At 69.2% G+C, this 26,943-nt stretch carries 26 protein-coding genes; 13 read left to right on the top strand and 13 right to left on the bottom strand.

The genetic code is table 11. The annotated features are described in order from the left end of the window. Positions 1-40 precede the first annotated feature (40 nt). From ACNR9W_RS02410 to ACNR9W_RS02400, 3 genes are read left to right on the top strand one after another with little or no spacing between them, the layout of a single operon-like run. Positions 41-901 carry an N-formylglutamate amidohydrolase gene (locus tag ACNR9W_RS02410; protein WP_419269232.1) on the top strand — a complete coding sequence of 287 codons (861 nt, stop codon included), beginning with the start codon at positions 41-43 and terminating at the stop codon, positions 899-901. Positions 902-907: 6 nt separating this feature from the next. Next, positions 908-1,168, top strand: a complete 261-nt coding sequence (locus tag ACNR9W_RS02405) for a hypothetical protein (protein ID WP_419269233.1) — start codon at positions 908-910, stop codon at positions 1,166-1,168. A gap of 17 nt (positions 1,169-1,185) precedes the next feature. Next, positions 1,186-1,596 carry an NUDIX hydrolase gene (locus tag ACNR9W_RS02400; RefSeq protein WP_419269234.1) on the top strand — a complete coding sequence of 137 codons (411 nt, stop codon included), beginning with the start codon at positions 1,186-1,188 and terminating at the stop codon, positions 1,594-1,596. Here ACNR9W_RS02400 and pyrF read toward each other — a convergent pair. Then, complete coding sequence (pyrF, locus tag ACNR9W_RS02395) at positions 1,593-2,279, bottom strand: orotidine-5'-phosphate decarboxylase (RefSeq protein ID WP_419269235.1); 687 nt, start codon at positions 2,277-2,279, stop codon at positions 1,593-1,595. The two genes, ACNR9W_RS02400 and pyrF, sit on opposite strands and share 4 nt — an antisense overlap. 161 nt (positions 2,280-2,440) lie before the next feature. Here pyrF and clpB point away from each other — a divergent pair, with 161 nt between their 5' ends. From clpB to msrA, 4 genes are all read left to right on the top strand, one after another. Then, entirely contained in the window at positions 2,441-5,080 is a 2,640-nt protein-coding gene (clpB, locus tag ACNR9W_RS02390) for an ATP-dependent chaperone ClpB (RefSeq protein WP_419269237.1), read from the top strand. A 385-nt stretch (positions 5,081-5,465) separates the two neighbouring features. Beyond that, entirely contained in the window at positions 5,466-6,434 is a 969-nt protein-coding gene (locus ACNR9W_RS02385) for an NAD(P)H-dependent flavin oxidoreductase (protein WP_419269238.1), read from the top strand. Between the two features lie 67 nt (positions 6,435-6,501). Beyond that, on the top strand, positions 6,502-6,951 hold the full coding sequence (msrB, locus tag ACNR9W_RS02380) for a peptide-methionine (R)-S-oxide reductase MsrB (protein ID WP_419269239.1): 450 nt from the start codon (positions 6,502-6,504) through the stop codon (positions 6,949-6,951). Then, positions 6,944-7,450, top strand: coding sequence for a peptide-methionine (S)-S-oxide reductase MsrA (gene msrA, locus ACNR9W_RS02375; protein WP_419269240.1), 507 nt, complete (start codon positions 6,944-6,946; stop codon positions 7,448-7,450). The genes msrB and msrA overlap by 8 nt, the downstream gene beginning before the upstream one ends. Positions 7,451-7,562: 112 nt before the next feature. Here msrA and ACNR9W_RS02370 read toward each other — a convergent pair whose 3' ends face one another. The 4 genes from ACNR9W_RS02370 to kynU all read right to left on the bottom strand — a co-directional run bounded on the left by ACNR9W_RS02370 (position 7,563) and on the right by kynU (position 14,041). Beyond that, complete coding sequence (locus ACNR9W_RS02370) at positions 7,563-10,607, bottom strand: efflux RND transporter permease subunit (RefSeq protein ID WP_419269241.1); 3,045 nt, start codon at positions 10,605-10,607, stop codon at positions 7,563-7,565. Beyond that, positions 10,604-11,716: an efflux RND transporter periplasmic adaptor subunit gene (locus tag ACNR9W_RS02365; protein WP_419269242.1), complete on the bottom strand. Its 1,113-nt coding sequence runs from the start codon at positions 11,714-11,716 to the stop codon at positions 10,604-10,606. Before ACNR9W_RS02365 ends, ACNR9W_RS02370 begins: the two co-directional genes overlap by 4 nt. Next, a complete protein-coding gene (locus tag ACNR9W_RS02360; RefSeq protein WP_419269243.1) occupies positions 11,713-12,783 on the bottom strand; it encodes an efflux RND transporter periplasmic adaptor subunit in 1,071 nt (356 codons plus the stop codon). Before ACNR9W_RS02360 ends, ACNR9W_RS02365 begins: the two co-directional genes overlap by 4 nt. Positions 12,784-12,853: 70 nt before the next feature. After that, positions 12,854-14,041, bottom strand: a complete 1,188-nt coding sequence (gene kynU / locus ACNR9W_RS02355; protein WP_419269245.1) for a kynureninase — start codon at positions 14,039-14,041, stop codon at positions 12,854-12,856. A gap of 60 nt (positions 14,042-14,101) precedes the next feature. Here kynU and ACNR9W_RS02350 point away from each other — a divergent pair, with 60 nt between their 5' ends. Beyond that, positions 14,102-14,902, top strand: coding sequence for an alpha/beta hydrolase (locus tag ACNR9W_RS02350; protein WP_419269246.1), 801 nt, complete (start codon positions 14,102-14,104; stop codon positions 14,900-14,902). Here the strand turns inward: ACNR9W_RS02350 and ACNR9W_RS02345 are convergent. After that, entirely contained in the window at positions 14,884-15,720 is an 837-nt protein-coding gene (locus ACNR9W_RS02345; protein ID WP_419269247.1) for an aldo/keto reductase, read from the bottom strand. The two genes, ACNR9W_RS02350 and ACNR9W_RS02345, sit on opposite strands and share 19 nt — an antisense overlap. A 51-nt stretch (positions 15,721-15,771) precedes the next feature. Beyond that, the gene (locus tag ACNR9W_RS02340) at positions 15,772-16,242 is read right to left on the bottom strand and encodes a YbaK/EbsC family protein (RefSeq protein WP_419269248.1); all 471 of its coding nucleotides are present in this window, start codon (positions 16,240-16,242) and stop codon (positions 15,772-15,774) included. A 91-nt stretch (positions 16,243-16,333) separates the two neighbouring features. Here ACNR9W_RS02340 and ACNR9W_RS02335 point away from each other — a divergent pair, with 91 nt between their 5' ends. From ACNR9W_RS02335 to bluB, 4 genes are all read left to right on the top strand, one after another. After that, the gene (locus ACNR9W_RS02335) at positions 16,334-17,086 is read left to right on the top strand and encodes a DUF421 domain-containing protein (protein WP_419269249.1); all 753 of its coding nucleotides are present in this window, start codon (positions 16,334-16,336) and stop codon (positions 17,084-17,086) included. Positions 17,087-17,089: 3 nt separating this feature from the next. Continuing rightward, positions 17,090-17,422 carry a hypothetical protein gene (locus ACNR9W_RS02330; RefSeq protein WP_419269251.1) on the top strand — a complete coding sequence of 111 codons (333 nt, stop codon included), beginning with the start codon at positions 17,090-17,092 and terminating at the stop codon, positions 17,420-17,422. Between the two features lie 144 nt (positions 17,423-17,566). After that, entirely contained in the window at positions 17,567-18,829 is a 1,263-nt protein-coding gene (locus ACNR9W_RS02325) for a lytic murein transglycosylase (RefSeq protein ID WP_419269252.1), read from the top strand. After that, positions 18,826-19,527, top strand: coding sequence for a 5,6-dimethylbenzimidazole synthase (gene bluB / locus ACNR9W_RS02320; RefSeq protein WP_419269254.1), 702 nt, complete (start codon positions 18,826-18,828; stop codon positions 19,525-19,527). The genes ACNR9W_RS02325 and bluB overlap by 4 nt, the downstream gene beginning before the upstream one ends. Positions 19,528-19,536: 9 nt before the next feature. Here bluB and ACNR9W_RS02315 read toward each other — a convergent pair whose 3' ends face one another. The 6 genes from ACNR9W_RS02315 to rsfS form a co-directional block, all read right to left on the bottom strand. Further along, on the bottom strand, positions 19,537-20,028 hold the full coding sequence (locus ACNR9W_RS02315) for an RNA pyrophosphohydrolase (RefSeq protein WP_419269256.1): 492 nt from the start codon (positions 20,026-20,028) through the stop codon (positions 19,537-19,539). 4 nt (positions 20,029-20,032) lie between these two features. Continuing rightward, a complete protein-coding gene (locus ACNR9W_RS02310) occupies positions 20,033-21,451 on the bottom strand; it encodes a S41 family peptidase (RefSeq protein WP_419269257.1) in 1,419 nt (472 codons plus the stop codon). 16 nt (positions 21,452-21,467) lie between these two features. Then, positions 21,468-22,655, bottom strand: a complete 1,188-nt coding sequence (locus ACNR9W_RS02305; RefSeq protein ID WP_419269258.1) for a murein hydrolase activator EnvC family protein — start codon at positions 22,653-22,655, stop codon at positions 21,468-21,470. Further along, a complete protein-coding gene (gene gpmI / locus ACNR9W_RS02300) occupies positions 22,652-24,166 on the bottom strand; it encodes a 2,3-bisphosphoglycerate-independent phosphoglycerate mutase (protein ID WP_419269259.1) in 1,515 nt (504 codons plus the stop codon). The genes ACNR9W_RS02305 and gpmI overlap by 4 nt, the downstream gene beginning before the upstream one ends. Positions 24,167-24,236: 70 nt before the next feature. Next, a complete protein-coding gene (rlmH, locus tag ACNR9W_RS02295; protein ID WP_419269260.1) occupies positions 24,237-24,704 on the bottom strand; it encodes a 23S rRNA (pseudouridine(1915)-N(3))-methyltransferase RlmH in 468 nt (155 codons plus the stop codon). A 13-nt stretch (positions 24,705-24,717) separates the two neighbouring features. Next, positions 24,718-25,068 carry a ribosome silencing factor gene (rsfS, locus tag ACNR9W_RS02290; RefSeq protein WP_111299664.1) on the bottom strand — a complete coding sequence of 117 codons (351 nt, stop codon included), beginning with the start codon at positions 25,066-25,068 and terminating at the stop codon, positions 24,718-24,720. A 420-nt stretch (positions 25,069-25,488) separates the two neighbouring features. Here rsfS and leuC point away from each other — a divergent pair, with 420 nt between their 5' ends. After that, on the top strand, positions 25,489-26,922 hold the full coding sequence (leuC, locus tag ACNR9W_RS02285) for a 3-isopropylmalate dehydratase large subunit (RefSeq protein WP_419269262.1): 1,434 nt from the start codon (positions 25,489-25,491) through the stop codon (positions 26,920-26,922). The last annotated feature ends 21 nt before the right edge of the window (positions 26,923-26,943 follow it).

Raw genomic sequence — 26,943 nt, 5'->3', positions numbered from 1 at the left:
TCAGGTTTATATGTCATGACGCATAAGCCGAGGTCTGCAATTGTCCCGGACTGAACTGCCCTACGTCCTGACCCGTCCCGACAGCTGGCTCAGCGGGGTGATTTTCGCGTCGCCCCATTCCGGCTGCGATTATCCCGACTGGTTCCTGCGCGAAACCCGCCTGCCCGTGCAGCTCTTGCGCTCGTCCGAGGATGCCTTTGTCGACCGGCTGATCGCGCCGGCCGTGGCGCATGGGGCGGTCACCCTGTCGGCGCGGGTGCCGCGCTGCATCGTGGACCTGAACCGCGGCGTGGACGAGATCGACCCGCTGGTCGTGCGCGGCGTGCCGCGCCATCCGCTGAACCAGCGCACCCTGGCCGGGTTGGGGGTGATTCCCCGCGTCGTATCGCAGGGCCGGGTGATCCACGACCGCCAGATCGAGCGCACCGAGGCCGAGCGCCGGATCGAAAGCTGCTGGCGGCCCTATCACCAGGCGCTGTCGGGCCTGATCGCCGAGGCACGCGCCCGCTTTGGCCAGGCGATCCTGATCGACATGCATTCGATGCCGCAGGACGCGCTGGCCCATCTGCAGGGGATCCGGCCAGAGATGGTGCTGGGCAACCGGCACGGGCTGTCCTCGGCCGCGCGGGTCTCCGACGCGGTCTGCGCGGCGGTCGAGGCCGAGGGCTGGCGCATCCGCCGCAACTCGCCCTTTTCAGGGGCCTATATCTGCGCGGCCTATGGCCGGCCGGCGCAGAATGTCCATGTCGTCCAGCTGGAGATCGACCGCTCGCTCTATATGGAGGAGGCGACGATCACCCCGCGCCCCGACTTCGACCTCTTTGCCGCGCGAATCGGGCGGGTGATCCAGCGGCTGGCCGGCCTCGGCGGCGCCCAGGCCGGCCGCATCGCCGCGGAATAGGGTCGCATGACCGTGCTTTCCGCGATGAACGGCTGGCTGTGGCTGGCGGCCGCCCTGGTTCTGGCGGCGGTCGAGCTGCTGCTGCCGGGATGGCTGTTCATGGGCTTGGCCGGCGCGGCGGGCGTCATGGCCGTCCTGCTGCTGTCGGGCCTTTGGACGGCCGGCCTGCCGCTGACGCTGCTGGCCACGGCGGCGCTGGCGGCGGTGATCTGGCTGGTGCTGCACCGCATCGCAGGCCCGCGCCGCCCGCAGGACCGTGATCGTTAGCGTCGAGGTGCCGGGCTTTGCATGACGACAGGGCCTTTTACGGCGCCAAGCTGTTTCTGACCCACGGCAGCCGGATGCTGACCTATCGGCGCGACGACCGGCCGGGCCTGCCCTTCCCGGACCACTGGGACCTGCCCGGCGGCGGCCGCGAAGGAGAGGAGACGCCTGTTGATTGCGCCCGCCGGGAACTGGTCGAGGAATTCGGGCTGGACCTGCCGCCCACGCGCCTGACGGGCCATCTCTTCCCCTCCTACGCGGCGCCGGGGATGGTGTCCTGGCTGTTCACCGGACAGCTGACCGTGGCCGAGATCGCCGCCATCCGCTTTGGCGACGAGGGGCAGGAATGGCGGATGATGGAAGTGGCCGATTACCTGGCCCATCCCCGCGCCGTCCCGCATTTCTGCCGATGGATCAGGGCGCTGCCCTAGGCGGCCGCGATCTCGGACAGGATCGCCTGCGCGGCGGCGCGGGGATCCACGGCCTGCCAGACCGGGCGCCCCACGACGATATGGTCCACGCCCGCCGCGATGGCGCTGGCCGGGGTTTCCACCCGCTTCTGGTCGCCAAGCGCCGCGCCCGTGGGCCGCACGCCCGGCGTCACGATCAGCCGCGATCCCGGCAGGGCGCGGATGTCGGCGGCCTCGCGCGGGGAACAGATGATGCCATCCGCCCCGGCCTCGAAGGCGCGGGCGGCGCGCTCCACGGTGATCTCGTGCAGGTCGCCCGCGCGGATCATCCCGGCATCTAGGTCGGCCCGCTCCAGCGAAGTCAGGATGGTCACGCCCAGGATCTTGAGGTTCGACCCAGCCGCCCCCTCCTTGGCGGCACGGATCACATGCGGATCGCCATGCACCGTCAGGAAATCCAGGTCGAACTGCGCCAGCCCGCGCACGGCTGCCTCGACCGTCGCGCCGATGTCGAACAGCTTCATGTCCAGGAAGATGCGCTTGCCGTGGTCCTGCTTCAGCTCCACCGCCAGGGCCAGGCCGCCGCCGGTCAGCATCCCCAGCCCGATCTTGTAGAAGCCCACCGCGTCGCCCAGCTTTTCCGCCAGATCCAGTCCTGCAAGCGCGTTCGGCACGTCCAGCGCCACGATCAGCCGGTCATCCATCCTGGGGTTCCCTGTTCCTGCGAAATCGGGGCCTTATGGCACAGGCGAAAGGCGCTTGAAAGCGCCGCGGGAACACCCAAATCTGGGGTATCAGACCCGGATCGGGGCGTGCCGCAACAGGGCGCCGCCAGCACGGGGGCTTAACCAGAGGAGAAGTGCCGATGAACATGGAAAAGTTCACGGAACGGTCGCGCGGCTTCCTGCAGGCTGCACAGACCATCGCGATTCGCGAAAATCAGCAACGCGTCATGCCCGAACACCTGCTGAAGGCATTGATGGATGACGACCAGGGCCTGGCGTCCAACCTGATCACCCGCTCGGGCGGCGATGCGAACCGGGTGCGCGAGGCGGTCGACCAGGCCGTGGCCAAGCTGCCCAAGGTGTCGGGCGGCAGCGGCCAGGTCTATGTCGATCCCAGCCTAGTCCGCGTCCTGGACGAGGCCGAGACGGTTGCCAAGAAGGCCGGCGACAGCTTTGTTCCCGCCGAACGCGTGCTGATGGCGCTGGCCATGGTCAACACCAATGCCCGCGATGCGCTGGCGGCGGGCTCCGTCAATGCGCAGGCGCTGAACGCCGCGATCAACGATATCCGCAAGGGCCGCACCGCCGACACGGCCAGCGCCGAGGACAGCTATGAGGCGCTGGAGAAATACGCCCGCGACCTGACGGCGGCGGCGCGCGAGGGCAAGATCGACCCGATCATCGGCCGCGACGAGGAGATCCGCCGCGCCATGCAGGTCCTGTCGCGGCGCACCAAGAACAACCCCGTGCTGATCGGCGAACCCGGCGTCGGCAAGACCGCCATCGCCGAGGGGCTGGCCCTGCGCATCATCGACGGCGACGTGCCGGAAAGCCTGCGCGACAAGCGGCTGATGGCGCTGGACATGGGCGCGCTGATCGCCGGCGCCAAATATCGCGGCGAATTCGAGGAGCGCCTGAAGTCGATCCTGAAGGAGATCGAGACCGCCTCGGGCGAGATCATCCTGTTCATCGACGAGATGCACACGCTGGTCGGCGCGGGCAAGTCCGACGGCGCGATGGATGCCGCGAACCTGATCAAGCCCGCCCTGGCGCGTGGAGAGCTGCACTGCATCGGCGCGACGACCCTGGACGAATACCGCAAGTACATTGAAAAGGACGCGGCCCTGGCCCGGCGGTTCCAGCCCGTGATGGTCGAGGAGCCGACGGTCGAGGACACGATCAGCATCCTGCGCGGCATCAAGGAAAAATACGAATTGCACCACGGCGTGCGGATCAGCGACGCAGCGCTGGTCGCGGCCGCGCAGTTGTCGCACCGCTACATCACCGACCGCTTCCTGCCCGACAAGGCCATCGACCTGATGGACGAGGCCGCCTCGCGCCTGCGGATGGAGGTCGACAGCAAGCCTGAGGAGCTGGACCAGCTGGATCGCCAGATCCTGCAGCTGCAGATCGAGGCCGAGGCGCTGAAGAAGGAGGACGACGCGGCCTCCAGGGACCGGCTGGAGCGGCTTGAAAAGGACCTGTCGGACCTGCAGCAGCGCAGTGCCGAGATGACTGCCCGCTGGCAGGCGGAGCGCGACAAGCTGCAGGGCTCGCGCGATCTCAAGGAACAGCTGGACCGGGCACGGGCCGAGCTGGACCAAGCCAAGCGCGAGGGCAACCTGGCGCGGGCGGGGGAGCTGTCCTATGGCATCATCCCCGGCCTGGAAAAGCAGTTGTCCGAGGCGGAATCGGGCGGCGTCGACGGGCTGATGGTCGAGGAGGCCGTCCGCCCCGAGCAGATCGCCGAGGTGGTCGAGCGCTGGACCGGCATCCCCACCAGCAAGATGCTGGAGGGCGAGCGGGACAAGCTGTTGAAGATGGAGGAGCAGATCGGCCGCCGCGTCATCGGCCAGGCCGAGGCCGTAACCGCCGTCAGCAACGCCGTCCGCCGCGCCCGCGCCGGCCTGAACGACGAGAACCGGCCGCTTGGCAGCTTCCTGTTCCTGGGGCCCACCGGCGTCGGCAAGACCGAACTGACCAAGGCCCTGGCCGAATACATGTTCGACGATGACAGCGCGATGGTCCGCATCGACATGTCCGAGTTCATGGAGAAGCATTCCGTGGCCCGGCTGATCGGCGCGCCTCCGGGCTATGTCGGCTATGACGAGGGCGGCGTCCTGACCGAGGCCGTGCGGCGCCGTCCTTACCAGGTGATCCTGTTCGACGAGGTCGAAAAGGCGCATCCCGACGTCTTCAACGTGCTCTTGCAGGTGCTGGACGACGGCGTGCTGACCGATGGCCAGGGCCGGACGGTGGACTTCAAGCAGACGCTGATCATCCTGACCTCGAACCTCGGGTCGCAGGCCCTGTCGCACCTGCCCGAGGAGGCCGATGCGTCCGATGCCCGCCATCAGGTGATGGAGGCGGTGCGGGGTCATTTCCGCCCCGAATTCCTGAACCGCCTGGACGAGATCATTATCTTCCGCCGCCTGTCGCGGTCGAACATGGACGGCATCGTGCAGATCCAGCTGCAGCGGCTGGAGAAACGGCTGGCGGCACGCAAGATCGCGCTGGACCTGGAACCCGACGCCCGCCGCTGGCTGGCCGACCAGGGCTATGACCCGGTCTTCGGCGCGCGGCCGCTGAAGCGGGTGATCCAGCGCGCGCTGCAGGACCCGCTGGCGGAACTGCTGCTGTCGGGCGAGGTGATGGACGGCTCCAGCGTCCATGTCGATGCGGGCCCCGACGGGCTGATCGTCGGCAACCGCGTCGGCCGCGCCGGCCCCCGGCTTGGCGCCATCGGCGAAGGGCCCCGGCCCGACGCACCGATCCACTGACCCCTGAAAGGCCCCGGAGCGATCCGGGGCCTTTCTCCATCTGGATGGTCAGTCCCTGCCGCCTATCCCCCTCCTGCCTCGAACCGGCTGAACCTGCTTGCAAATGGCGAGGCCCGGCTGGCTGGCCTGCCGGGCATGGATGGCGTCCCGCAACGGCCTGTACATGGGTAGCCCTTTCTTCCGACATGGCAGGGGGATGTTCTGCAGTGATCACGCCTCGTGGAACCTGCCTCGGTGCGGCTGCCGGCAGGTCCAATGCCCCGTTCAGGCGTTCCGCCACGCCACGCCTTCGGGGCCGGCGGCCCGCCACGCTGCGCCGCCGCGTCACGCCTTGCCCCCTGCCGGGGGGCGCGGCATCGTGGCGGAAATCCAAGGGAGGACCTCCATGCTGCCACCGATCCTGCAGAACCTGCGCATCCCCGTCGTCGCCTCGCCGATGTTCATCGTCTCGGGGCCGGACCTGGTCATCGCGCAGTGCAAGGCGGGCATCGTCGGCAGCTTTCCGGCGCTGAACGCGCGCGAAAAGGAGGGCGGGCCCGCGCTGCTGGAAACCTGGCTGACCCGCATCACGGAGGAGCTGGACCGCCACAACCAGGCCAACCCCGACCGTCCCGCCGCCCCCTTTGCCGTCAACCAGATCGTCCATCGCAGCAATGCCCGGCTGGAGCGCGACATCGAGATCTGCCACCGCCACAAGGTGCCGATCTGGATCACCTCGCTTGGCGCGCGGGTCGAGGTGAACCAGGCCGCCCATGATTGCGGCGGCATCGCGCTGCATGACGTGATCAACAACAGCTTCGCGAAGAAGGCCATCGAAAAGGGCGCAGACGGGCTGATCGCGGTGGCCGCGGGTGCGGGCGGCCATGCCGGGCCGCAATCGCCCTTTGCCCTGATCCAGGAAATCCGAGAATGGTTCGACGGGCCGCTGCTGCTGTCGGGGGCCATTGCCACGGGGCGTGCGGTGCTGGCGGCCCGGGTGATGGGCGCCGACCTGGCCTATATCGGCAGCCCCTTTATCGCCACCGAAGAGGCGAATGCCGATGAAGCCTATAAGCGGATGATCGTGGAAGCAGGGGCGATGGACATCGTCACCTCGTCGCTGTTCACCGGCGTGTCGGGGAACTACCTGGCGCCCTCGATCCGCAATGCGGGGCTGGACCCCGACAACCTGGCCGGGGCGGATGCCTCCTCCATGAACTTCGCCCAAGGCTCGTCCAAGCCCAAGGCCTGGAGCACCATCTGGGGCGCGGGCCAGGGCATCGGCGCGGTCAAGGCGGTGGAGCCGGCAGCGGTGCGCATCGACCGTCTGGCGGCGGAATATGCTGCGGCCAAGGCGGCGGTTGCGGCCATGTGACCTTTGCGAAACGGCGGTGGCGTTCCCATATAGGGGATCGAACGCCACCCCTTTCCAGGAGGACAGATTGGCCTATCAAAAGACCCCCGACGCCGTCGCGCGCCTGACGCCCGAACAATATCGCGTCACGCAGGAGAGCGGCACCGAACGCGCCTTCACCGGCGAATACGACCACCATTTCGAGGCCGGCCTCTATGTCGATGTCGTCTCCGGAGAGCCGCTGTTCGTCAGCAGCACCAAGTACAATTCCGGCTGCGGCTGGCCCGCCTTCACCAAGCCCGTCGAAGGCAACGTGACCGAGCATCGCGATGTCAGCCACGGCATGGTCCGGGTCGAGGTGCGGTCCAGGCACGGCGACAGCCACCTGGGCCATGTCTTCCCCGACGGGCCGCGCGACCAGGGCGGTCTGCGCTATTGCATCAATTCGGCCGCGCTGCGTTTCGTCCCCAGGGACCGCATGGAGGCCGAGGGTTACGGCGACTATCTGGCCCAGGTCGAGGAGGTGTCCCATGGCTGAGCGCGCAGTTCTGGCCGGCGGCTGTTTCTGGGGGATGCAGGACCTGATCCGGCGCCTGCCCGGGGTGATCTCGACCCGCGTGGGCTATACCGGCGGTGACGTCCCCCACGCGACTTATCGCAACCACGGCAGCCATGCCGAGGGCATCGAGATCATCTTCGACCCCGACCTGATCACCTATCGCCGGTTGCTGGAGTTCTTCTTCCAGATCCATGACCCCACGACCCCCAACCGCCAGGGCAACGACATCGGACCGGGCTATCGCTCGGCCATCTATTTTGTCGACGAGACGCAAAAGCAGGTGGCGCTGGACACGATCGCGGATGTGGACGCCTCGGGCATCTGGCCCGGGCGCGTCGTGACCGAGGTGGAGCCGGTCGGCGACTTCTGGCAGGCCGAGCCGGAGCACCAGGATTACCTGGAGCGCATCCCCAACGGCTATACCTGCCACTTCCCGCGTCCCGGCTGGGTCCTGCCCAAGCGCAGCGCGGCCGAATGAGCATCGCCCGTGCCCCGGTTCCGACCGGGGCACGGCTGGCGTCCCGCGACGGCCGGGGGCGCTTCGCCCTCCGGACCCCGCGAGGGTATTGGGACAACGGAGACCCTGCCGGTCAGGTCGCGGCAGGCGGGCGGACCCGAAAGACGGCACAATAGAGCGCGGGCACGAAGACCAGCGTCACCAGCGTGCCCGCGATGATGCCGCCCATCATCGCATAGGCCATCGGGCCCCAGAACACCTGCCGCGAGATCGGGATCAGCGCCAGCGAGGCGGCCGCCGCCGTCAGCAGGATCGGGCGGGCGCGGCTGTCCGATGCTTCGAACACGGCGTCCCACTGGCTGCGCCCCTTGTGCAGCAGTTCCTGGATCTCGTGGACCAGGATGACCGAATTGCGGATCAGGATGCCGATCAGCGCCAGGATCCCCAGGATGGCGACAAAGCCCATCGGCACGCCGAAGGGCACCAGCACCGCCACCACCCCGATCAGGCCCAAGGGAGCCGCGGCAAAGACGATCAGCGACAGGCGAAAGCTTTGCATCTGCGCCATGACCAGCAGGGCCATGATCAGCAGCATGACCGGCACCACGGCGGCAATGGGCGCCTGGCTGTCGGCCGAGCTTTCGACCGTGCCGCCGACCTCGATGCGGACCGAAGGCGGCAGGCTGGCCTGGAACTCGGCGATCTGTCCGGCAAGCGCCGTGACCAGCGTCGCCGGCTGGTCGGCCGTGGCGATGGCGGCCTTGACCGTCACCGTCGGCAGCCCGTTTCGCTGCATGATCAGCGGCTGTTCCGTTCCGTAATCGAGCGACACCAGGGCCGAGAGCGGCACGGCGCGCCTGTCGGCCAGGTTCAGCTGCAGATTGCGGATCGTGTCCAGCGACTGACGGTCGGTCGCCTGGCCGCGCGCCACCACGTCGATCAGGAAGATGTCGTCGCGCAGCTGCGTGACGCCCACGCCGCTGAACAGCGACGACAGGACATTGGCGATGTCGGCGCTGGTCACGCCCAGCTGGCGCGCCTGGTCCTGGTCAACGATCAGGCGGACCATGCGCGCGGGCTCGTTCCAGTCCAGCGCGATGTCGCGCAGGCGGGGCTCGGTGGCCATGACCGTCGCCAAACCGCGCGCGGCATCGCGGGCCGCGTCCGCATCGGGCGCGCTGACCCGGTACTGGACGGGCTTGCCCACCGGGGGGCCGATCTCGAGGTTCTTGACGTAGATGTCCACGCCCGGAAATTCCTCGACCGCCAGCCGGTTCAGCTGCGCCTTGACCCGGTCGCGGGCCGCAAGGTCGGGGGTCTGGATCACGATCTGGCCCATATGCGGACCCGCCGTGGGCACGTCCATCGACAGCACGAAGCGCGGCGCCCCCCGGCCGACATAGGAGGTCCAGAACAGCACGTCGTCATTGCCCGCCAGCACCGATTCCAGCCGGTCCATGTCGGCGCGGGTGCGCATGATGGAGGCGTTCTGGCGTTCTGTGACATCGACCAGAACCTCGGTCCGGTCCGATGTCGGGAAGAACTGCTGCTCGACAAAGCGCATGCCCCAGACCGAGGTGGCAAAGATTGCCAGCGTCACCGCGATGGTGAGCCACTTGAAGCGCATGGCGACGCGCAGCAGGCCGTGAAAGCCGCGCCGCAGCCGCCCGGGCCCCGCCGCGTGGTGCTTCATCCTGGCGGGCAGGAAGGTCACGCCCAGAAGCGGCGCAAAGAGAACGGCGACGATCCACGAGATCACCAGCGACACCGCGATCACCACGAACAGCGAAAAGGTGAATTCCCCCGCGGCCGAACTGTTCAGCCCGATGGGGATGAAGCCCGCGACCGTGACCAAGGTCCCGGTCAGCATCGGGAAGGCAATCGAGGTCCAGGCATAGCTGGCCGCGTCGGTCAGCGATTCGCCGATCTCAAGGCGCGAGATCATCGTCTCGATGGCGATCATCGCGTCGTCGACCAGCAGCCCAAGCGCGATGATCAGCGCACCAAGCGAGATGCGCTGCAGCGTGATGCCGTAAAGGTCCAGGATCACGAAGGTGATCGCCAGGCACAGCGGGATCGTCAGCGTCACGACCAGCCCCGCCCGCAGGCCCAGGCTGATGAAGCTGACCACCAGCACGATGGCCACGGCCTCGGCCAGGGCCTTGACGAAATGGCCCACCGCATCCTCGACCACATGGGGCTGGTCGGCGAACTTGGCCATCTCGATGCCGATGGGCAGGTCGGCGGCGATGCCCGTCATCAGCGCGTCCAGATCCTCGCCGAACTCCAGGATGTTGCCGCCCTTGCGCATCCCGACCTGCAGGCCGATCGCGGGCTGGCCGTTGTAGCGGAAGAGAGAGCTGGGCGGGTCCTTGTAGCCGCGCGTCACGCTGGCCACGTCGCCCAGGTTGAAGAAGCGTTCGCCCACCCGCAGGTTGACCGCCTCGATGGCGCTGGCGTCGTCGAACTGCCCACCCACCCGGACCAGCACCCGCTCGGGTCCGGCCTCGATCACGCCCGAAGGGGCGATGGCGTTCTGCTGGGCCAGCGTGCCCAGGACCTGCGCCTGGTTCAGCCCAAGGGCCGCCAGCCGCGCGGCCGAGAACTCCAGAAAGATCTCCTCCTCCTGCGCGCCCAGCAGCTCGGTCTTGCCGGCGGCGTCCAGGGCCGCGACCTGCACCCGGACCGCCTCCACCCGGTCGCGCAGCTCGCGCGGGGTAAAGCCGTCGGCGGTGAAGGCATAGATGTTGCCATAAACGTCGCCGAAATTGTCGTTGAACTGGAAGCCCGCGAATTCCTGCGGGAATTCGGAGCGGATGTCGCCCATCATCTGGCGCACGCGCTTCCAGATCTCGGGAACGGCGGGGCCGCGCGTGGTGGGCTCCAGCTCCACATAGACGACCGCCTGACCGGGCATGGTGACCGACTTGGTGAAGTCCAGCTCGTCCAGTTCCTCCAGCTTGGTCTCGATGCGGTTGGTGACCTGCTTCAGCGTCTCGTCGATGGTGGCGCCCGGCAGGGCCGCGCCGATGATCATCGTCTTGATGGTAAAGTCCGGGTCCTCCTCGCGGCCCAGGTTCTGATAGCTGATCGTGCCCGCGATCATCGAGATGATCAGCAGGAACCACACAAAGCTGCGATGCCGCAGCGCCCAGTCGGACAGGTTGAATCGCGTCAAGGTTCCAGCCTCCGGCCGACGGCCTGGCCCTCGGCCAGGGATTGCACTCCGCGGATGACGATCTCGTCGCCCGCCTCCAGCCCCTCGGTGATCGCGACCCGGCCCCGGAAGGGGGCTGCGGCCGTGACGGGCACGCGCTCGACATGGGCGCGGTCGTCCTGACGCCGCACCCGCCACACCGTGCTGCCCTGGTCGTCGGTCATCAGCGCCTCGACCGGCAGCGACAGCGACGGCGCCTCGGCCGTGCCGAACCGCGCCCGCACCAGCGCGCCCAGCCGAAAGGGCGCGTCGGGCGGCAGGGTCAGGTACAGCCGCCGCGTCCGGGTCGCGCTGTCGGCGATCGGATCGATCCGGTCCAGGACCGAGGTCACCTCGGCGCCCGGATCGTTGCGGTGCCAGACGCTGAAGGACGCCCCTGGCGCCATGCCGACCAAGGCCTGCTCCGGCAGGTCGATCACCACCTCGCGGGCATCCTCGGCCGACAGCTGCAGCACCGGCGCGCCCACGCCCACCACCGCGCCCGGCGCCTCGTAGACGGCACTGATCACCCCGTCGAAGGGGGCGATCATGCGGGCAAAGCCTTCGGCATCCTCGGCCTGCAGCAGCTGCGAACGCGCCTGCTCGACCGCAGCATCGGCCGAGATCGCGGCCTGCTGCGCCTGTTCCAGCTGCGCGCTGGAGGCGACGTTGCGCTCCGCCAGGGCCTCGGTCCGCTCCAGCGTGGCGCGGGCGGTCCGCTGCTGCACCTCGGCCGCATCCAGGGCGGCGCGGGCGGCGCGGGTCGTGGCCGCCAGGTCGTCGGTCGACAGCTGCGCCAGCACCTCGCCCTTGGTGACCTGGTCGCCCAGGTCGACGGGACGCGCGATCATCCGTCCAAGCGCCTGAAAGCCCAGCTGCACCTGCGTGCGCGACGAGACGACGCCCGGGATCCAGCGCGCATCGGCGCCGCGATCCTCGACGATGATGCTGACGACCGGACGGGGCGGGCCTTGGGTTTCCTCGGCATGCAGGCCGAGTTTCAGCCATTCGGGCAGGGACAGGGCGGCGGCGGGGACGCCCACCAGCATCAGGGGCACCAGCAGGGTGATCAGGAGGACGGCGACCTTCATGGCGCGCCCTCCTCGGCGGCCTGCACCCTGCGGCCCGGATAAAGCAGCTGAGAGCCGTCGCCCACCACGCGCTGCCCGTCGGCCAGCCCTTCGGAGACATAGATCGTCCCGTCGCCGAAATGGCTGATCGTGATGGGGGTCAGCGCCACGCTGCCGTCATCGGCCACCGTCCAGACCGCCGCGCCGTCGCCCTGGCGCATCAGCGCGGTCCAGGGCACCACGACGCCCTGGTCCACGGCCAGCTTCAGGTGACCCCGGACCGAGGCGCCCAGCAGCGCGGTTTCGTCCTCCAGCCGCTCGATCTGGGCGCGCACGGTGACGGTGCCGGTGGCGGGATCGACCAGCGGCGCCACCTCGGTCACGGTGCCGGTCATTTTGGGGCGGATGACATCCAGCGTCTCCAGCGTCACCTCGCGGCCCGGCAGATCGCGCAGCAGCGGATCGTCGGCCGCCTGAAAGACCGCCTCCAGCCCGCTCAGCGTGGCCAGCGACAGGACCGGCTGCGCCGCCGCCACGACCTGCCCGGGCGCCAGCGACTTGGCGGTGACCACGGCATCCTCGGGCGCGCGCAGCACGGTATCCTCGACGGCGCGCCGGGCCTGGTCGACCGCGGTCTCGGCCCGCTCCAGCGCGCCCTGCGCCTGCGACAGCGCCTGTTCGGCCTGATCGGCCGCCGCGCGCGTGCCCACGCCCCGCGCCAGCAGGGCGGCGGCGCGTTCGCCGGCCTGACGGGCCTGTTCCTCGGCCGCGCGGGCGGCCTGCAGGCCCGCCTGCGCGACGTTCAGCGCCTGATCCTGCTGGACCGCGCTCAGCCGCGCCAGGGACTGGCCGGCGGCAACGCGGTCGCCCTCCTCCACCAGGACCTCGGTCACCCGCCCGCCCTGCCGAAAGCCCAGCTCCAGCCCGTCCAGGGCCTCGATCGATCCCGAAAGCTGGAGGTCCAGCGCCAGGGGCCGCATCTCGGCCCGGACGATCCTCACGCGGATGTCCGGGGCCGCCCCCTGCTGCGCCAGGGCCGCGCCCGACACTCCACATGACAAAAGCGCGACGCTGAACAACCTGAACATGAACACAGCCCTACAACGCGGAATGCGTCATCTGTCTGCCGTTTCGCCGGGATTGAAAAGCCCCGTTCCCTCAGGTCACCGCGGCTTTCTGGTGAAAAACCTCATCATCCCAGTTGCCGTCGCGCAGCACGCGGGCCAGCACGTCGACCGCCCGCGCCACGTCGTCCAGATCATTGTAAAGCGGCGCAAAGCCGAATCGCAGGATGTCGGGCGCGCGGAAATCGCCGATCACCCCGGCCGCGATCAGCGCCTGCATCACCGCATAGCCCTGCGGGTGACGAAAGCCTACCTGCGACCCGCGACGCGCGGGGTCGCGCGGCGATGCCAGCTCCAGCTCCGGGCAATTCACCTCCACGCCCGAGATGAAGGCCTCGGTCAGCTCGACCGACCGCGCCCTGAGGTCGACCATCGACACCCCGTCCCAGACATCCAGTGCGGCGTCCAGCGCGGTCAGCGCGATGACCGGAGGGGTGCCCACCCGCATCCGCTCGATCCCCGGCGCGGGGCGGTAGTCCTGGTCAAAGGCGAAGGGCGCGGCATGGCCCATCCAGCCCTGGAGGATCGGCTCGGCGGCCTCGGCATGGCGGGGATGGGTCCAGATGAAGGCCGGCGCGCCGGGGCCGCCATTCAGGTACTTGTAAGTGCAGCCGACCGCGAAATCGGCATCGGCGCCCTGCAGGTTCACGTCCACCGCGCCCGCCGAATGCGCGAGGTCCCAGATCGCCAGCGCCCCTGCCGCATGGGCACGCGCCGTCAGGGCGGCCATGTCGTGCCGGCGGCCGCTGCGATAATCCACTTCGGTCAGCATCAGGACGGCCAGGCTGTCGTCGATGGCCGCCTCGACCTCCTCGGGGGCCACCACCCGCAGCGTCGCGCCCATCGCCCGCGCCAGCCCCTGCGCCACGTACAGATCCGAAGGAAAGTTGCCGCTGTCGGACAGGATCACCCGCCGGTCGGGGCGCAGCGCCAGCGCGGCGCTCAGCGCCTGAAAGACCTTGATCGACAGCGTGTCGCCCATCACGACCTCGCCCGCGCCCGCGCCGATCAGCCGCGCGATCCGGTCGCCGACCTTCCGGGGCTGGACATACCAGCCGGCCTTGTTCCAGCCGGTGATCAGCATCTGCGACCATTCGTCGGCCATCATCCGGGCCACGCGCCCGGTCGCGGTGGCGGGCATCGGCCCAAGGGAGTTCCCGTCCAGGTAGGTGATGCCCTGGGGCAGGTCGAACGCGGCGCGGGTCTTGGTGAAATCGGTCATCTCGGGCTCCCTCTTGACGACAGGCTAGCAGCCGGGTCTGCTGCCCGAAAGAGGGACAAGATGCTCTACCAGATCACCGATTGGGACGACGCCTATGCCAACGGCGCCCATATCCCCGGCGCCGAGGCCTATGTGCCCCGCTGGACCGAGGGTGCGGCCGCCTTTCGCGCGGCGCATCCGCCCCAGCCCCTGGGGCGCGGCCACCTGTTCCTGCCAAAGGACCAGCCGCGCGGGCTGATGGTCTTCATCCATGGCGGCTACTGGATGCGCTTCGACCCGACCCTCTGGTCGCATCTGGCCCAAGGCGCGCTGGCGGCGGGCTGGGCCTGCGCCATGCCCGGTTATCCCCTGGCACCCGAGGCGCGCATTGCGGATATGACGCGCCTCGTCGCGGACCAACTGGCCCAGGCCGCCGCGCAGGTCGCGGGACCGATCGCGGTGACCGGCCATTCGGCGGGCGGCCACCTGGCCGCGCGGATGATCTGCCCCGGCGTCCTGCCCGACGAGGTGGCCGCGCGCGTGACGGCCTGCGTCCCGATCTCTCCGCTGACAGACCTGCGCCCGCTGCTCCGCACCGCCCTGAACGACACGCTGCACCTGGACGAGGCCGAGGCCTGGGCCGAAAGCCCCGCCCTGCTCACCCCGCGCCCCGGCATCCCCCTCACCACCTGGGTCGGCGGGATGGAGCGGCCGGAATTCATCCGCCAGGCGCGGCTCCTGGCCGACATCTGGGCGGGCCTCGGGGCCGCGACGGACTGCGTCATCGACCCCGGCCTGCACCATTTCAACGTGATCGAGGCGCTGTCACGCCCCGACAGCCCGCTGATGCGGCGCCTGCTGGATCACAGCGGCTCGCGATAATCGAAGGTTTCCGGATCGGGACCGGTCCGGTGGTTCCGGTCCAGCCCGTCCAGCGCCGCCATCTCCTGCTGGGTCAGCTCGAAATCCAGCACCTCGAAGTTCTGCGCCAGCCGGTCGGGGTTTTCCGACTTCGGAATGACCGACAGCCCGTGCTGGATGTGCCAGCGCAGGATCACCTGCGCCGGGCTGCGGCCAAGACGTTCCGCCACGGCCACCACTTCAGGGGCCTTGAAGCTGTCGCCGCGTCCCAAGGGCGTCCAGCTCTGCGTAACGATCCCCAGGCGCCGGTTCACCTCGCGCATCTCCACCTGCGGCAGCGAGGGGTGCAACTCGATCTGGTTCAGCGCCGGCGTCACGCCCGTCTCCTCGATCAGCCGGGCCAGATGCGCCTCGTGGAAATTGGCCACGCCGATGGAACGCACCCGCCCCTCGTCACGCAGCCGGATCAATGCCTTCCAGCTGTCCACATAGGCGTCCAGCGCCGGCAGCGGCCAATGGATCAGATACAGGTCCAGGTACTCCAGCCCCGTCCGCTCCATCGTCGCGTCAAAGGCCCGCAGCGCCGCGTCATGGCCCTGCGCGTCGTTCCACAGCTTCGAGGTGACAAAGACCTCGTCGCGCGGCACGTCCGCATCGCGCAGGCCCTGCCCCAGGCCGCGCTCGTTCTTGTAGGCCGCCGCACCGTCGATCAGGCGATAGCCGATCTTCAGGGCCTGCGACACGACCTCGGGGGTCTTTGCGTCGTCGATCTGCCAGATGCCGGTGCCCAGCTGTGGCATCCGGTGGCCGTCGTTCAGGGTCATCATGGGTTGGGTCATCGGAACGCCTCCTTGTCCTTGCGCCGCTCAACGCCGCCGCCGCCCGTCGGTTCAGGCGACGAAATCGCCCGTTACGGCCCCGGTCAGCACCAGCAGCCGGTCGGGGGCGATGGCAAAGATGTGGCGCGGCGTCCCGGCCGCCGCCCAGACCTGCGCGAAATCCCCCAGGCGCGGATCAAAGAAGGCGCGCGGCGGGCGCAGGTGCCCCACCGGCGCGACCCCGCCGATGGCGAACCCCGTCTCGGCCCGGACCAGCGCGGCATCGGCCTTGCCCAGGGGCTCGCCGGCCAGCGCCGCGGCCTTGGCGGCATCGACGATGTTGCCGCCCGCGGTCAGAAACAGCAGCACATGGCCGCTCTCTTCGCCGCGAAAGATGATCGACTTGGCGATCTGGTCCAGCAGGCACCCCGCCGCCCGCGCGGCCTCGGCGGCGGTCCGCGTGCTGTCCGGCATCTCCAGCACGGGGGCGGCCTCTCCCGCCGCCGCCAGCGCCGCCCTGACCCGCGCCAGGCTCTTGCTCATGCCCGTCCCTCCTCCGTCGCAGGAACCCGCCCCCACGGCCGCCGGTTGACATGCGCCCGCCACCCGGCCGGCGCATCCAGCAGGACAGCCCATGGACCAGACCGTCATCCCCTTCGACCTCTATCGCATGTTCGTGGGCGAGCAACCCCTTGCCTTCTACGGAGAGATCCTGGCGCGCACGCTGATCATCTATGCCTATACGCTGCTGATGATCCGCTGGATCGGCGGGCGCAGCGTGGCGCAGCTGTCCATGGTGGAATTCGCGCTGGTCATCGCCCTCGGCTCGGCCGTGGGGGATGCGATGTTCTACCCCGAGGTGCCATTGCTGGCCGCCATGACCGTGATCACGGTCGTCGTCCTCATCAACAAGCTGCTGGACCAGTTGATCGTGCGCTCGGACCGGATCAAGGACCTGATCGACGGCCGGCCCATCGCGCTGGTGCGCGAGGGGCGGATCCTGCCCGCCGCGGTGGCCCGCCGCGACCTGGGCCTGGCCGAGATCAAGGCGATGCTGCGCCTGGCCGGCATCTCGAACCTGGGTGAATTGCATGCCGCCTATCTGGAGGCGGGGGGCGGCCTGTCCGTCTTTCGGCGCCCCGCGCCCCGCCCCGGCCTGTCGCTCCTGCCGCCCGAACACCTGCTGAACGGCGGGCCGCCCCCCGACAAGGCGCTTGCGAAGGACGGTCAGACATGTTGTGCCCTCTGCGGCACGCTGTCCGGCGCGCCGATCATCGACACCCGCACCCCCTGCCCCAATTGCGGCGGCAAGCATTGGCAGGCTCCCGAATGGCCCCTGGGGCACGGGGACCAGCCGCCGACAAAGGGCATCAAGCCGAAGGATTGAACCATGAAGGTCTATACCCTGGTCGTGGAACTGGGACGCAAGGCGGGCGACGGCCTGCCCAAGGGCGCCACGGGCGCCGGTCTTGTCTGCTATGCCGCCGGCAAGGACGAGGGAGAGGCCGTGCGCGAAACCGTGGCCATCCTGAAACAGGCCGACATGGCGCCCCTCGATGTCACCGGCTACGGCACCCTGGAGGAGCGCCTGGCCGAGGGCCACGAAATCGACGATGACGAACGCGCGCTGATGGACCGCGCCCTGGCCGAAAACGCCGTCATCATCGCGCAGATGACCCCCTGGTTCCGGGACGAGGCCGACCCGGACGCCATGATCCACTGACCCGGGCCGCAACATTGGGTCGAAGGCGCGCCCCTGCCTTGGCGGATGTTGCCGCGCAGGCGCCCCGCGGCCTACCCAAGCCCGGATCCTTCGTCTAGACTGATCACAATCAAGAAACCACGAGCAGTCGAGAACAGGATCCAGATGAGCTTTCCCCGCATTTTCATGTCCACCGCGCTGATCGGCGCGCTTGCCTCCTGCGGCACGCCGATGTCGCGCATGCCCGTTTCGGGACCTGCCGCACCGCAAACCTCGGTCACGCCGGCGCCCATCCCGGCCGCCGCGCCGGGGGACGAGGCGGGACTGCAACAGTTTGTGCAGAACTTCCGCAGCCGCGCCCTTTCCTCGGGCGTCTCGGCCTCGACCTATGACCGCGCGATGCGCCTGGCGCGCTACAACCCCGAGGTGATCCGGCTGGACCGCCGCCAGGCCGAGTTCTCGCGCCCGGTCTGGCTCTATCTGGACAGCGCGGTGTCCGACAACCGCATCACCACCGGCCGCCAGAAGCTGGCGCAGCTGAACCCCGTCCTGGCCCGGATCGAGGCGCAATACGGCGTCCCGCGCGAGATCGTTCTGGCCATCTGGGGGATGGAGTCGAACTACGGCGCCAACCGCGGCAAGATGCAGATCATCCCGTCCCTCGCGACGCTGGCCTATGACGGCCGCCGCGGCGAGATGTTCCAGAACCAGCTCCTGGCTGCGCTGCGCATCCTGCAGGCGGGCGACACCGACGCCGAACACATGCTGGGCAGCTGGGCGGGCGCGATGGGCCACACCCAGTTCATGCCGACCTCCTACCTGGAATATGCCGTGGACTTCACCGGCGACGGTCGCCGCGACATCTGGTCAGAGGACCCGACCGACGCGCTGGCCTCGACCGCGGCCTATCTGGCCCGCAACGGCTGGCAGCGCGGCCAGGCTTGGGGCGCCGAGGTGCAGCTGCCCGCGAACTTCAACATGGGCCTGATCGGCAAGGGCAACCGCCGGTCCGACTGGTCGGCGATGGGCGTGCGCCGCATGGGCGGGGGCGCGATGCCCTCGGGCAGCGGCTCGATCATCATGCCGGCGGGGGCGCGCGGCCCGGCCTTCTTCATCGGCGACAACTTCCGCTCGATCCTGCGCTACAACAACTCGGACAACTACGCCCTGGGCGTGGCCTTCCTGGGCGAACGCCTCGCCGGCCGTCCCGGCATCCAGGGCAGCTGGCCGCGCAACGACCGCGCCCTTTCCAGCGCCGAGCGCGAAGAGATCCAGCGCCGCCTGGCGCAGCGCGGCTTCTACCAAGGGGAAATCGACGGCCTCTTCGGCTCGGCCACGATGGAATCGGTCTCGGCCTTCCAGCGCTCGATCGGCGTGACGCCCGACGGCTATCCGACCTCGATCCTGCTGGACCAGCTGCGCCGTTGAAGGGTCCGCGCGACATCCAGGACACGAACGGCCCCGCCCCGGCGGGACCGTTCACCGCCTCGGAACGCGACGCCGTCTATCGCGCCATCCGGCTGCGGCGCGACGTGCGCGGCCAGTTCCGCCCCGACCCGATCGACCCGGCCCAGCTGCGCCGCCTGCTGCAGGCCGCGCATGACGCGCCCTCGGTCGGGCTGTCGCAGCCCTGGAACTTCATCCTGATCCGCGACCCGGCAGTGCGCCGCTGCCTGCATGACGCCTTCCAGGCCGCCAATGCCGAGGCGGCCGAGCTTTTCCCGGGCCGCAAGGCGCTCTATTCCGCGCTCAAGCTGGAAGGCATCCTGGAATCGCCGGTGAACCTCTGCATCACCTGCGACCGCACGCGCGGCGGCGCGCATGTGCTGGGCCGCACCCATGACGCGGCAACCGACCTCTATTCGACCGTCTGCGCGGTGCAGAACCTGTGGCTGGCCGCCCGGGCCGAGGGGATCGGCGTCGGCTGGGTCAGCATCTTCCGTCAGGACGACCTGCGCCGCCTGCTGCACCTGCCCGACCATGTCGTGCCGGTCGCCTATCTCTGCCTAGGCCATGTCAGCGAACTTTATGAAGAACCCGAGCTGATGGCCCGGGGCTGGGCCGACCGGCTGCCGCTGGACGACCTGATCTTCGAGGATGCCTGGAACCGGCCCGGCACCGCCTGAGGCACGGGCTCAGCCGCGCGGCAGATGCCCGCGGAACGCCTCCAGCACCTCGGCATAGACCTGGCGCTTGAAGGGCACGATGTTCTCCAGCAGCGCGTCGGCGGGCATCCACTGCCAGCGGTCGAACTCGGGATGCTCGGTCTCGATGCGGATGTCGCCATCCTCGCCCAGAAAGCGCAGCAGCAGCCATTTCTGCCGCTGCCCGCCAAAGCGGCCCTTCCAGACCTTGCCCAGCAGCTCGGGCGGCAGGTCGTAATAGACCCAGCCCGGCGTTTCCGCCACGACCTCGACCAGCTCGGTCGGCACGCCCGTCTCCTCGACCAGCTCGCGCAGCGCGGCCTCGCGCGGGGACTCGTCCCCGTCGATGCCGCCCTGCGGCATCTGCCAGGCGCCAGGCATGTCGATGCGCTGGCCGGCAAAGACCAGCCCCGCGCGGTTCATCAGCACGACCCCTGCGCAGGGACGATAGGGCAGGCCCCCCGGCCCCAGACGTTCGCTCATGTTCTCAGCCCTTGTCCGCCGCGTCGTCCAGACCCTCGCCCGACCCCTCACCGGTGACCGCGGGTGTCACCGCGGCAGGCACCTGCTCGGCGCGGAAGTTCACCGCCGCCAGGCCCTTCAGGATATCCACCGCATAGGCCAGCTGGTAATCCTCCTCGCGCAGCGCGGCGGTGGCCTCGACCTCGGCGGCCTCGGTCTCCATCTGCTGGCGGTCCTCGTCGCTGACATCATTGCCAAGCGCGCCGCGCAGATCGGCCTCTGAACGGCTGAAGCTGCTGTTGCTGCGGGCCTCGTCCTCCTCCTCGGTCGGGGCGGGACGGGGCTGGGCCACCAGGATGTCCGGCTGGACGCCCAGTGCCTGGATCGACCGCCCCGAAGGCGTGTAATAGCGCGCCGTCGTCAGCCGGATCGCGCTTTCCGAGGTGACCGGCATGACCGTCTGGACCGAGCCCTTGCCAAAGGATTTCTCGCCCACGACGATGGCGCGGCGGTGATCCTGCAAGGCGCCCGCGACGATCTCGGAGGCGCTGGCCGAACCGCCGTTGATCAGCACGACCATCGGCTTGCCCTGCGCCAGGTCGCCCATCTCGGCATTCCAGCGCTCGCTTTCCTCAGGGTTGCGGCCCCGCGTGCTGACGATCTCTCCGGCATCCAGGAAGGCGTCCGAGACGCTGATCGCCTGGTTCAGCAGCCCGCCCGGGTTGTTGCGCAGGTCCAGCACGAAACCGGTCACGCGCTCGATGCCGCCGGCCTCCGCCACCGCCTTGTCCAGCTCGGCCTTCAGCGTGTCATAGGTCTCGTCGTTGAAGGTCGACACGCGCAGGACGACCGCATGACCCTCGACGCGGCTGCGCACGACGGTCAGCTTGATCGTGTCGCGCGCCATCGTCAGGTCAAAGGGTTCGGTCTCGCCCTCGCGCAGGATGGTGATGGTGATCTCGGACCCCACGGGGCCGCGCATCATGTCCACCGCCTGGTCCAGCGTCAGGCCCAGCAGCGATTCGCCGTTCACATGGGTGATGAAGTCGCCCGTCTGGACGCCCGCCTCGGCCGCCGGCGTGCCGTCGATGGGCGAGACGACCTTGACCATCCCCTCCTCCTGGCTGACCTCGATCCCCAGACCCCCAAAGCTGCCGCGGGTCTGGGTCTGCATGTCGGCATAAGCATCCGAGGACAGAAAGCTGGAATGCGGGTCCAGCGAGGTCAGCATGCCGTTGATCGCGGCCTCGATCAGCTCCTTGTCGTCGGGCGCCTCGACATAGTCGCTGCGGATGCGCTCGAAGACGTTCCCGAACAGTTCCAGCTGCTGATAGATCGAGGCGTTGCGCCCGGTCTCTTGCGCGACCAGCGGTCCGGCCAGCTGGGTCGTGACCAGCGCACCGGCCACAATGCCTCCCAGTCCTGCGATCAGATAATGTCTCATGACGGCCTTTCCTGCCTCAGTCCTGTTGCGGCTCGACGATGGGATTCAGCACGAACCACTCTGCCGGGTCCAGCGTTTCATTGCCGCGGCGCAGCTCCAGATACAGCGTCTCGCTGCGTCCGGCCTGCCCGCCGCTGGTGGCATCGGCGACGAAGCGCGATCCGAATTCCTGGGCGGGCGCCTCGGCGCCCCCCATCAACCCTATGGGATCGCCCGCATTCAGCACGTCCCCGACCTCGCCAAAGACCTGCGCCAGCCCGGCGAAGATCATAAGATAGCCGCGCGACGGCTCGGTGATCATCACATTGCCGTAATCCAGGAAGGGCCCGCGATAGCGGATCGTCGCAGGCCAGGGCGTCTGCACCAGGGCGGCGGGCGCCGTGGCGATGACCCAGCCGGGGCGGCTGACGCCTGCGGCATCGGGTTCGTCATAGGGTCGCAGGATCGATCCGATCACCGGCAGGCGCAGGCTGCCCTGCGCACCTTCGAAATCCTCCATCGGCGCGCCGACATCCTTTTCCATCTTGGCGATGCCGGTGGCGAAATCCGACAGGCTCTGGGCCGCGTCGCGCAGCGCCTGCAATTCGGCCGGGTCCTCGGCAAAGCGCACCGGCATCGAACTGCGGTCGGTCACCGCGCTGGACAGCAGCCGCCGTGCCTCCTGCACCGAATCAAGCCCGCTCCCCAGCATCATCGCCGCGTTCGACTGCAGTTCGCGCACCGTGGCGATCTCGTCCAGGTCGGCCTGCAGTGCCTCGGCCTCGGCCCGCAGGCCCGGCGTGACCCCCGACAGCAGCATGCCCGACCGCGCATTGGCCAGCGCCCCCGCCGGATGCAGCAGCATGGTCGATTCGGGACTCTGCTGCAGTGCGGTCATCGCCCCCAGCACGCGCGACAGCTGGCCCCGCTGCGCCTCAAAGCGGGCGCGCAACTCGGTTTCCCGCGCGCTGGCCTGGCGCAAGCCCTCGCGCAGCGCAGCCAGGCCCAGCTCATAGCCGCGGATCACCTCGGTCAGGGCCACCACCTGGTCATCGGCGCTGACCGCCTCGGCCAGCTGTCCCATGGCGGCGCGCAGCAGCGCCGCGGCCTCCTCGGCCTCGGCCACGGCCTGGTTGGCGGGGCTGGTTACGGACTCCTGCGCACCGGCCGGCGCGGACAGGACGCCGCAGGCGGCCAGGATCAGGGCAAGACGGCGCAGGATCATCGGACGATCAGGCTCTTGCCGGTCATCTCGACCGGCGGCTCCAGCCCCATCAGGTCCAGAACCGTGGGCGCCAGATCGGCCAGCCGCCCGTCGCGCAGATGCGCCCCGGCCGGGCCGTTATAGACGATCACCGGCACCGGGTTCAGCGTATGGGCCGTGTGCGGGCCGCCGCTCTCGGGGTCGATCATCTGCTCGCAATTGCCGTGGTCGGCGCAGATGACGGCCGCGCCGCCCGCGGCGTCCAGCGCCTCCAGCATCCGCCCCAGACCCCGGTCCACGGCCTCGCAGGCCCGCGCCGCCGCCGACAGGCTGCCGGTATGGCCCACCATGTCGGGGTTGGCATAGTTCACGACGATCATGTCGTAACCCGCGCCGATCGCCCCGACCAGCGCCTCGCTGACCTCCTCGGCGGCCATCTCGGGGGCCAGATCATAGGTCGCGACCTTGGGGCTTTGCGGCATGTGGCGGTCCTCGCCCGGCTCGGGGGTTTCCTTGCCGCCGTTCAGGAAAAAGGTCACATGCGGATATTTCTCGGTCTCGGCCAGGCGGAACTGGCGCAGGCCCTGGGCCGCGACCCAGGCCCCCAGGGTGTTGACCACCTGCCGCTTGGGATAGGCGGCCTGCATGAAGCTGTCATGGCGGGTGCTGTAATCGACCATGCCCAGAAGCCCCGCCCAGTCCGGACGGTCGCCCACGGCAAAGGCCTCAAACTCGGGATCGCCCAAGGCCGACAGGATCTCCCGCGCCCGGTCGGCACGAAAGTTCAGGCAGAACACCCCGTCCCCGTCCTGCGCGCCGTTATAGCCGTCGATCACGAAGGGCTGGATGAACTCGTCCGTCTCGCCCCGCGCATGCGCCGCCTGCACGGCCGCGCCCGCATCGGCCGCATCCTCGCCCTGCCCCAGCACGATCGCGCGCCAGGCGCGCTCGACCCGGTCCCACCTGTTGTCGCGGTCCATCGCGTAATAGCGCCCGATCACGGTGCCGATCCGCGCCCCCGCCGGCAGCCCCGCCTGCAGCGTAGCCATGAAGCCGCCCGCGGATTGCGGCGCCACGTCGCGCCCGTCGGTGATCGCATGGATGACGACCGGCACCCCGGCCCCCGCCACGGCCCGCGCCGCCGCCAGCACATGCACCAGGTGCCCGTGCACGCCCCCGTCCGAGATCACGCCCATCAGATGCGCCGTCCCGCCGCTGGCCTTCAGCCGCGCCACGAAATCCAGCAGCGCCGCGTTCCGGGCAAAGCTGCCATCCTCGATCGCCAGGTCGATCTGGCCCAGGTCCATCGCCACGACCCGGCCCGCGCCGATATTCGTGTGGCCCACCTCGGAATTGCCCATCTGCCCGCGCGGCAGCCCCACATCCGGCCCATAGGTCAGCAGAGAGGCATGCGGACAGTCGCGCATCAGCCGGTCGAAATGCGGCGTCGCCGCCTGGTCGGGGGCGCTTTGATCGGGGCGGTCGGAAGTGCCCCAGCCATCGAGAATGCACAGGACTACGGGTTTGGTCATCTCTGCCTCGCGTTTTCCCCCTCATACGCCCCACGCGCGCCAGCGGCAACCGAAGCCCGGGGGCGCGCCCTCAGGCCCGGTGATAGGGCGACCCGGCCAGGATGGTCGCGGCACGATACAGCTGCTCGGCCAGCATCACCCGCACCAGAAGATGCGGCCAGACCATGCGGCCAAAGCTGATCTGCCAATCGGCCCGCGCCCGCAGGCCCGGGTCCAGCCCGTCCGCCCCGCCGATGACAAAGCAGACGTCGCGCGCCTCGTCGCGAAACCGCGCCAGCCGCGCGGCGAACTCGGGCGAGGTCGGCTGCTCGCCGCGCTCGTCCATCATCACCACCGCCGCGCCTGGCGGAATCGCGCGGGCCAGCAGCTCGGCCTCGGCGGCCATGGTGCCGGCGCGCCGGTCCTCGACCTCGGATACGGAAACGGCCGGAAGCCCGAGGCTCCGGCCGGTCTTGGCGAAACGGTCAAGGTAATCCGCGACCAGGGCCGCCTCGGGCCCCTTCTTCAGCCGCCCGACGGCGGCGATGTCGATTCGCATGGGCGCGCGGCAATCAGGGCTGGGGACGGACCTGCTCGCGCACGCGGGTCAGCGCGTCGGCGGGCATCCACATCTTTTCCAGCTGATAGAACTCGCGGACCTCGGGGCGGAAGACATGGACGATCACGTCCTCGGCATCGACCAGCACCCAGTCGCCGGCATCCTTGCCTTCGATGCGGGGGCTGCGGCCGGTCGCCTGCTTGACCCGGTCGGCCAGCTTTTCGGCGATCGCTCCCACCTGACGCGAGCTGCGGCCCGAGGCGATCACCATGTGATCGGCCATGGCCGAACGACCGCGCAGGTCGATGGTGATGACCTCCTCGGCCTTGTCGTCATCTAGCGAAGTCAGGACAAGCGAAAGCATCTGGTCGCTGGACAGCGGCGCCTTCGCGGTGGTCGTGGCCGGCCCTTGGGCCGACGGGACGTCTTGTGACAGGGTTGTATCCTCCGGTCGGCGCGCCGATGGCCCCCGGCGCAGGGGTGTTCCCAACATAGCATCTTTTCGGCCCATCTCAATCTCTGGGCGGATTTTCCTTGGGGCTGCGCCCGCGCTTGTGAACGGGACGGTTCACGCCCGCGCCCCGTCACGGGCCTTGCCACAGCGCGGGTCCTGACCTAATCTGGCGCGATGATGCGTTATTTCGACATCCATGACCGCGCGCGCCTGCCGCAGCGCTTCTATGGCGAAACGCTCTGCGTGACCGCGCGGGGCTGATGGCTGGCGGGGTTTTCCCCGCCGCGTCTGCCTGCCTGCACCCTGCATCACAGCCGAAAGACCTCAGCCATGACCATTCCCGCAGCCACCGCGCCGCGCACGCTTTATGACAAGATCTGGGACGCCCATGTCGTCGACCGCCAGGACGACGGGACCTGCCTGCTTTATATCGACCGCCATCTGGTCCACGAGGTGACCAGCCCGCAGGCCTTTGAGGGCCTGCGCATGACCGGCCGCAAGGTCCGCGCCCCGGAACGCACCATCGCCGTGCCCGATCACAACGTGCCCACCACGCTGGACCGCCAGACCGGCATCGACAACGAGGAATCGCGCATCCAGGTCGATGCGCTGGACCGCAACGCCCGCGAATTCGGCGTGCATTACTATCCGGTGAACGACATCCGCCAGGGCATTGTCCATATCGTCGGCCCCGAACAGGGCTGGACCCTGCCCGGCATGACGGTGGTCTGCGGCGACAGCCACACCGCGACCCATGGCGCCTTCGGCGCGCTGGCCCACGGCATCGGCACCTCCGAGGTGGAACATGTCCTGGCCACACAGACCCTGATCCAGGGCAAGTCCCGGAACATGAAGGTCGAAATCACCGGCCGCCTGGCGCCGGGCGTCACCGCCAAGGATGTCGTGCTGCGCATCATCGCGGAAACCGGCACCGCCGGCGGCACCGGCCATGTGATCGAATATTGCGGCGAGGCGATCCGCAACATGTCGATGGAAGGCCGCATGACCATCTGCAACATGGCGATCGAGGGCGGCGCCCGCGCCGGCCTGATCGCCCCGGACGAGACCACCTTCGCCTATGTCCAGGGCCGGCCCCATGCGCCCAAGGGCGCCCAATGGGAGGCCGCCGTCGCCTGGTGGAAGACGCTGTTCAGCGATGACGGCGCGCATTTCGACAAGGTCCTGACCATCCGCGGAGAGGATATCGCCCCCACCGTCACCTGGGGCACCTCGCCCGAGGATGCGCTGCCCATCACCGCCGCCGTCCCCGCCCCCGACAGCTTTCCGGGCGGCAAGGCCGAGGCGGCGCGGCGGTCCCTGGACTACATGGGCCTGACCGCCGGCACGCCGCTGACCCAGATCGCCATCGACGCGGTCTTCATCGGCAGCTGCACCAACGGCCGGATCGAGGATCTGCGCGCCGCGGCCGAGGTGCTGCGCGGCCGCCGCCTGGCCGTGGGCGTGCGCGGCATGGTCGTTCCCGGCTCGGGCCTCGTGCGCGCGCAGGCCGAGGAAGAGGGGCTGGACGTCGTCTTTACCGACGCGGGCTTCGAATGGCGCCTGGCGGGCTGTTCCATGTGCCTGGGCATGAACCCCGACCAGCTGAAACCCGGCGAACGCTGCGCGGCGACCAGCAACCGCAACTTCGAGGGACGCCAGGGCTACAAGGGCCGCACCCACCTGATGAGCCCCGCCATGGCGGCCGCCGCAGGCGTCGCGGGCCATCTGGTCGACATCCGCGAATTCGCCCGCGAACCGGCCTGATCATGCGCCGGACGGTTCCGA

The sequence above is a fragment of the Paracoccus sp. T5 genome, assembly GCF_048538155.2.
GTDB lineage: Bacteria > Pseudomonadota > Alphaproteobacteria > Rhodobacterales > Rhodobacteraceae > Paracoccus.
This window is presented reverse-complemented; position numbering and strand designations above follow the sequence as displayed.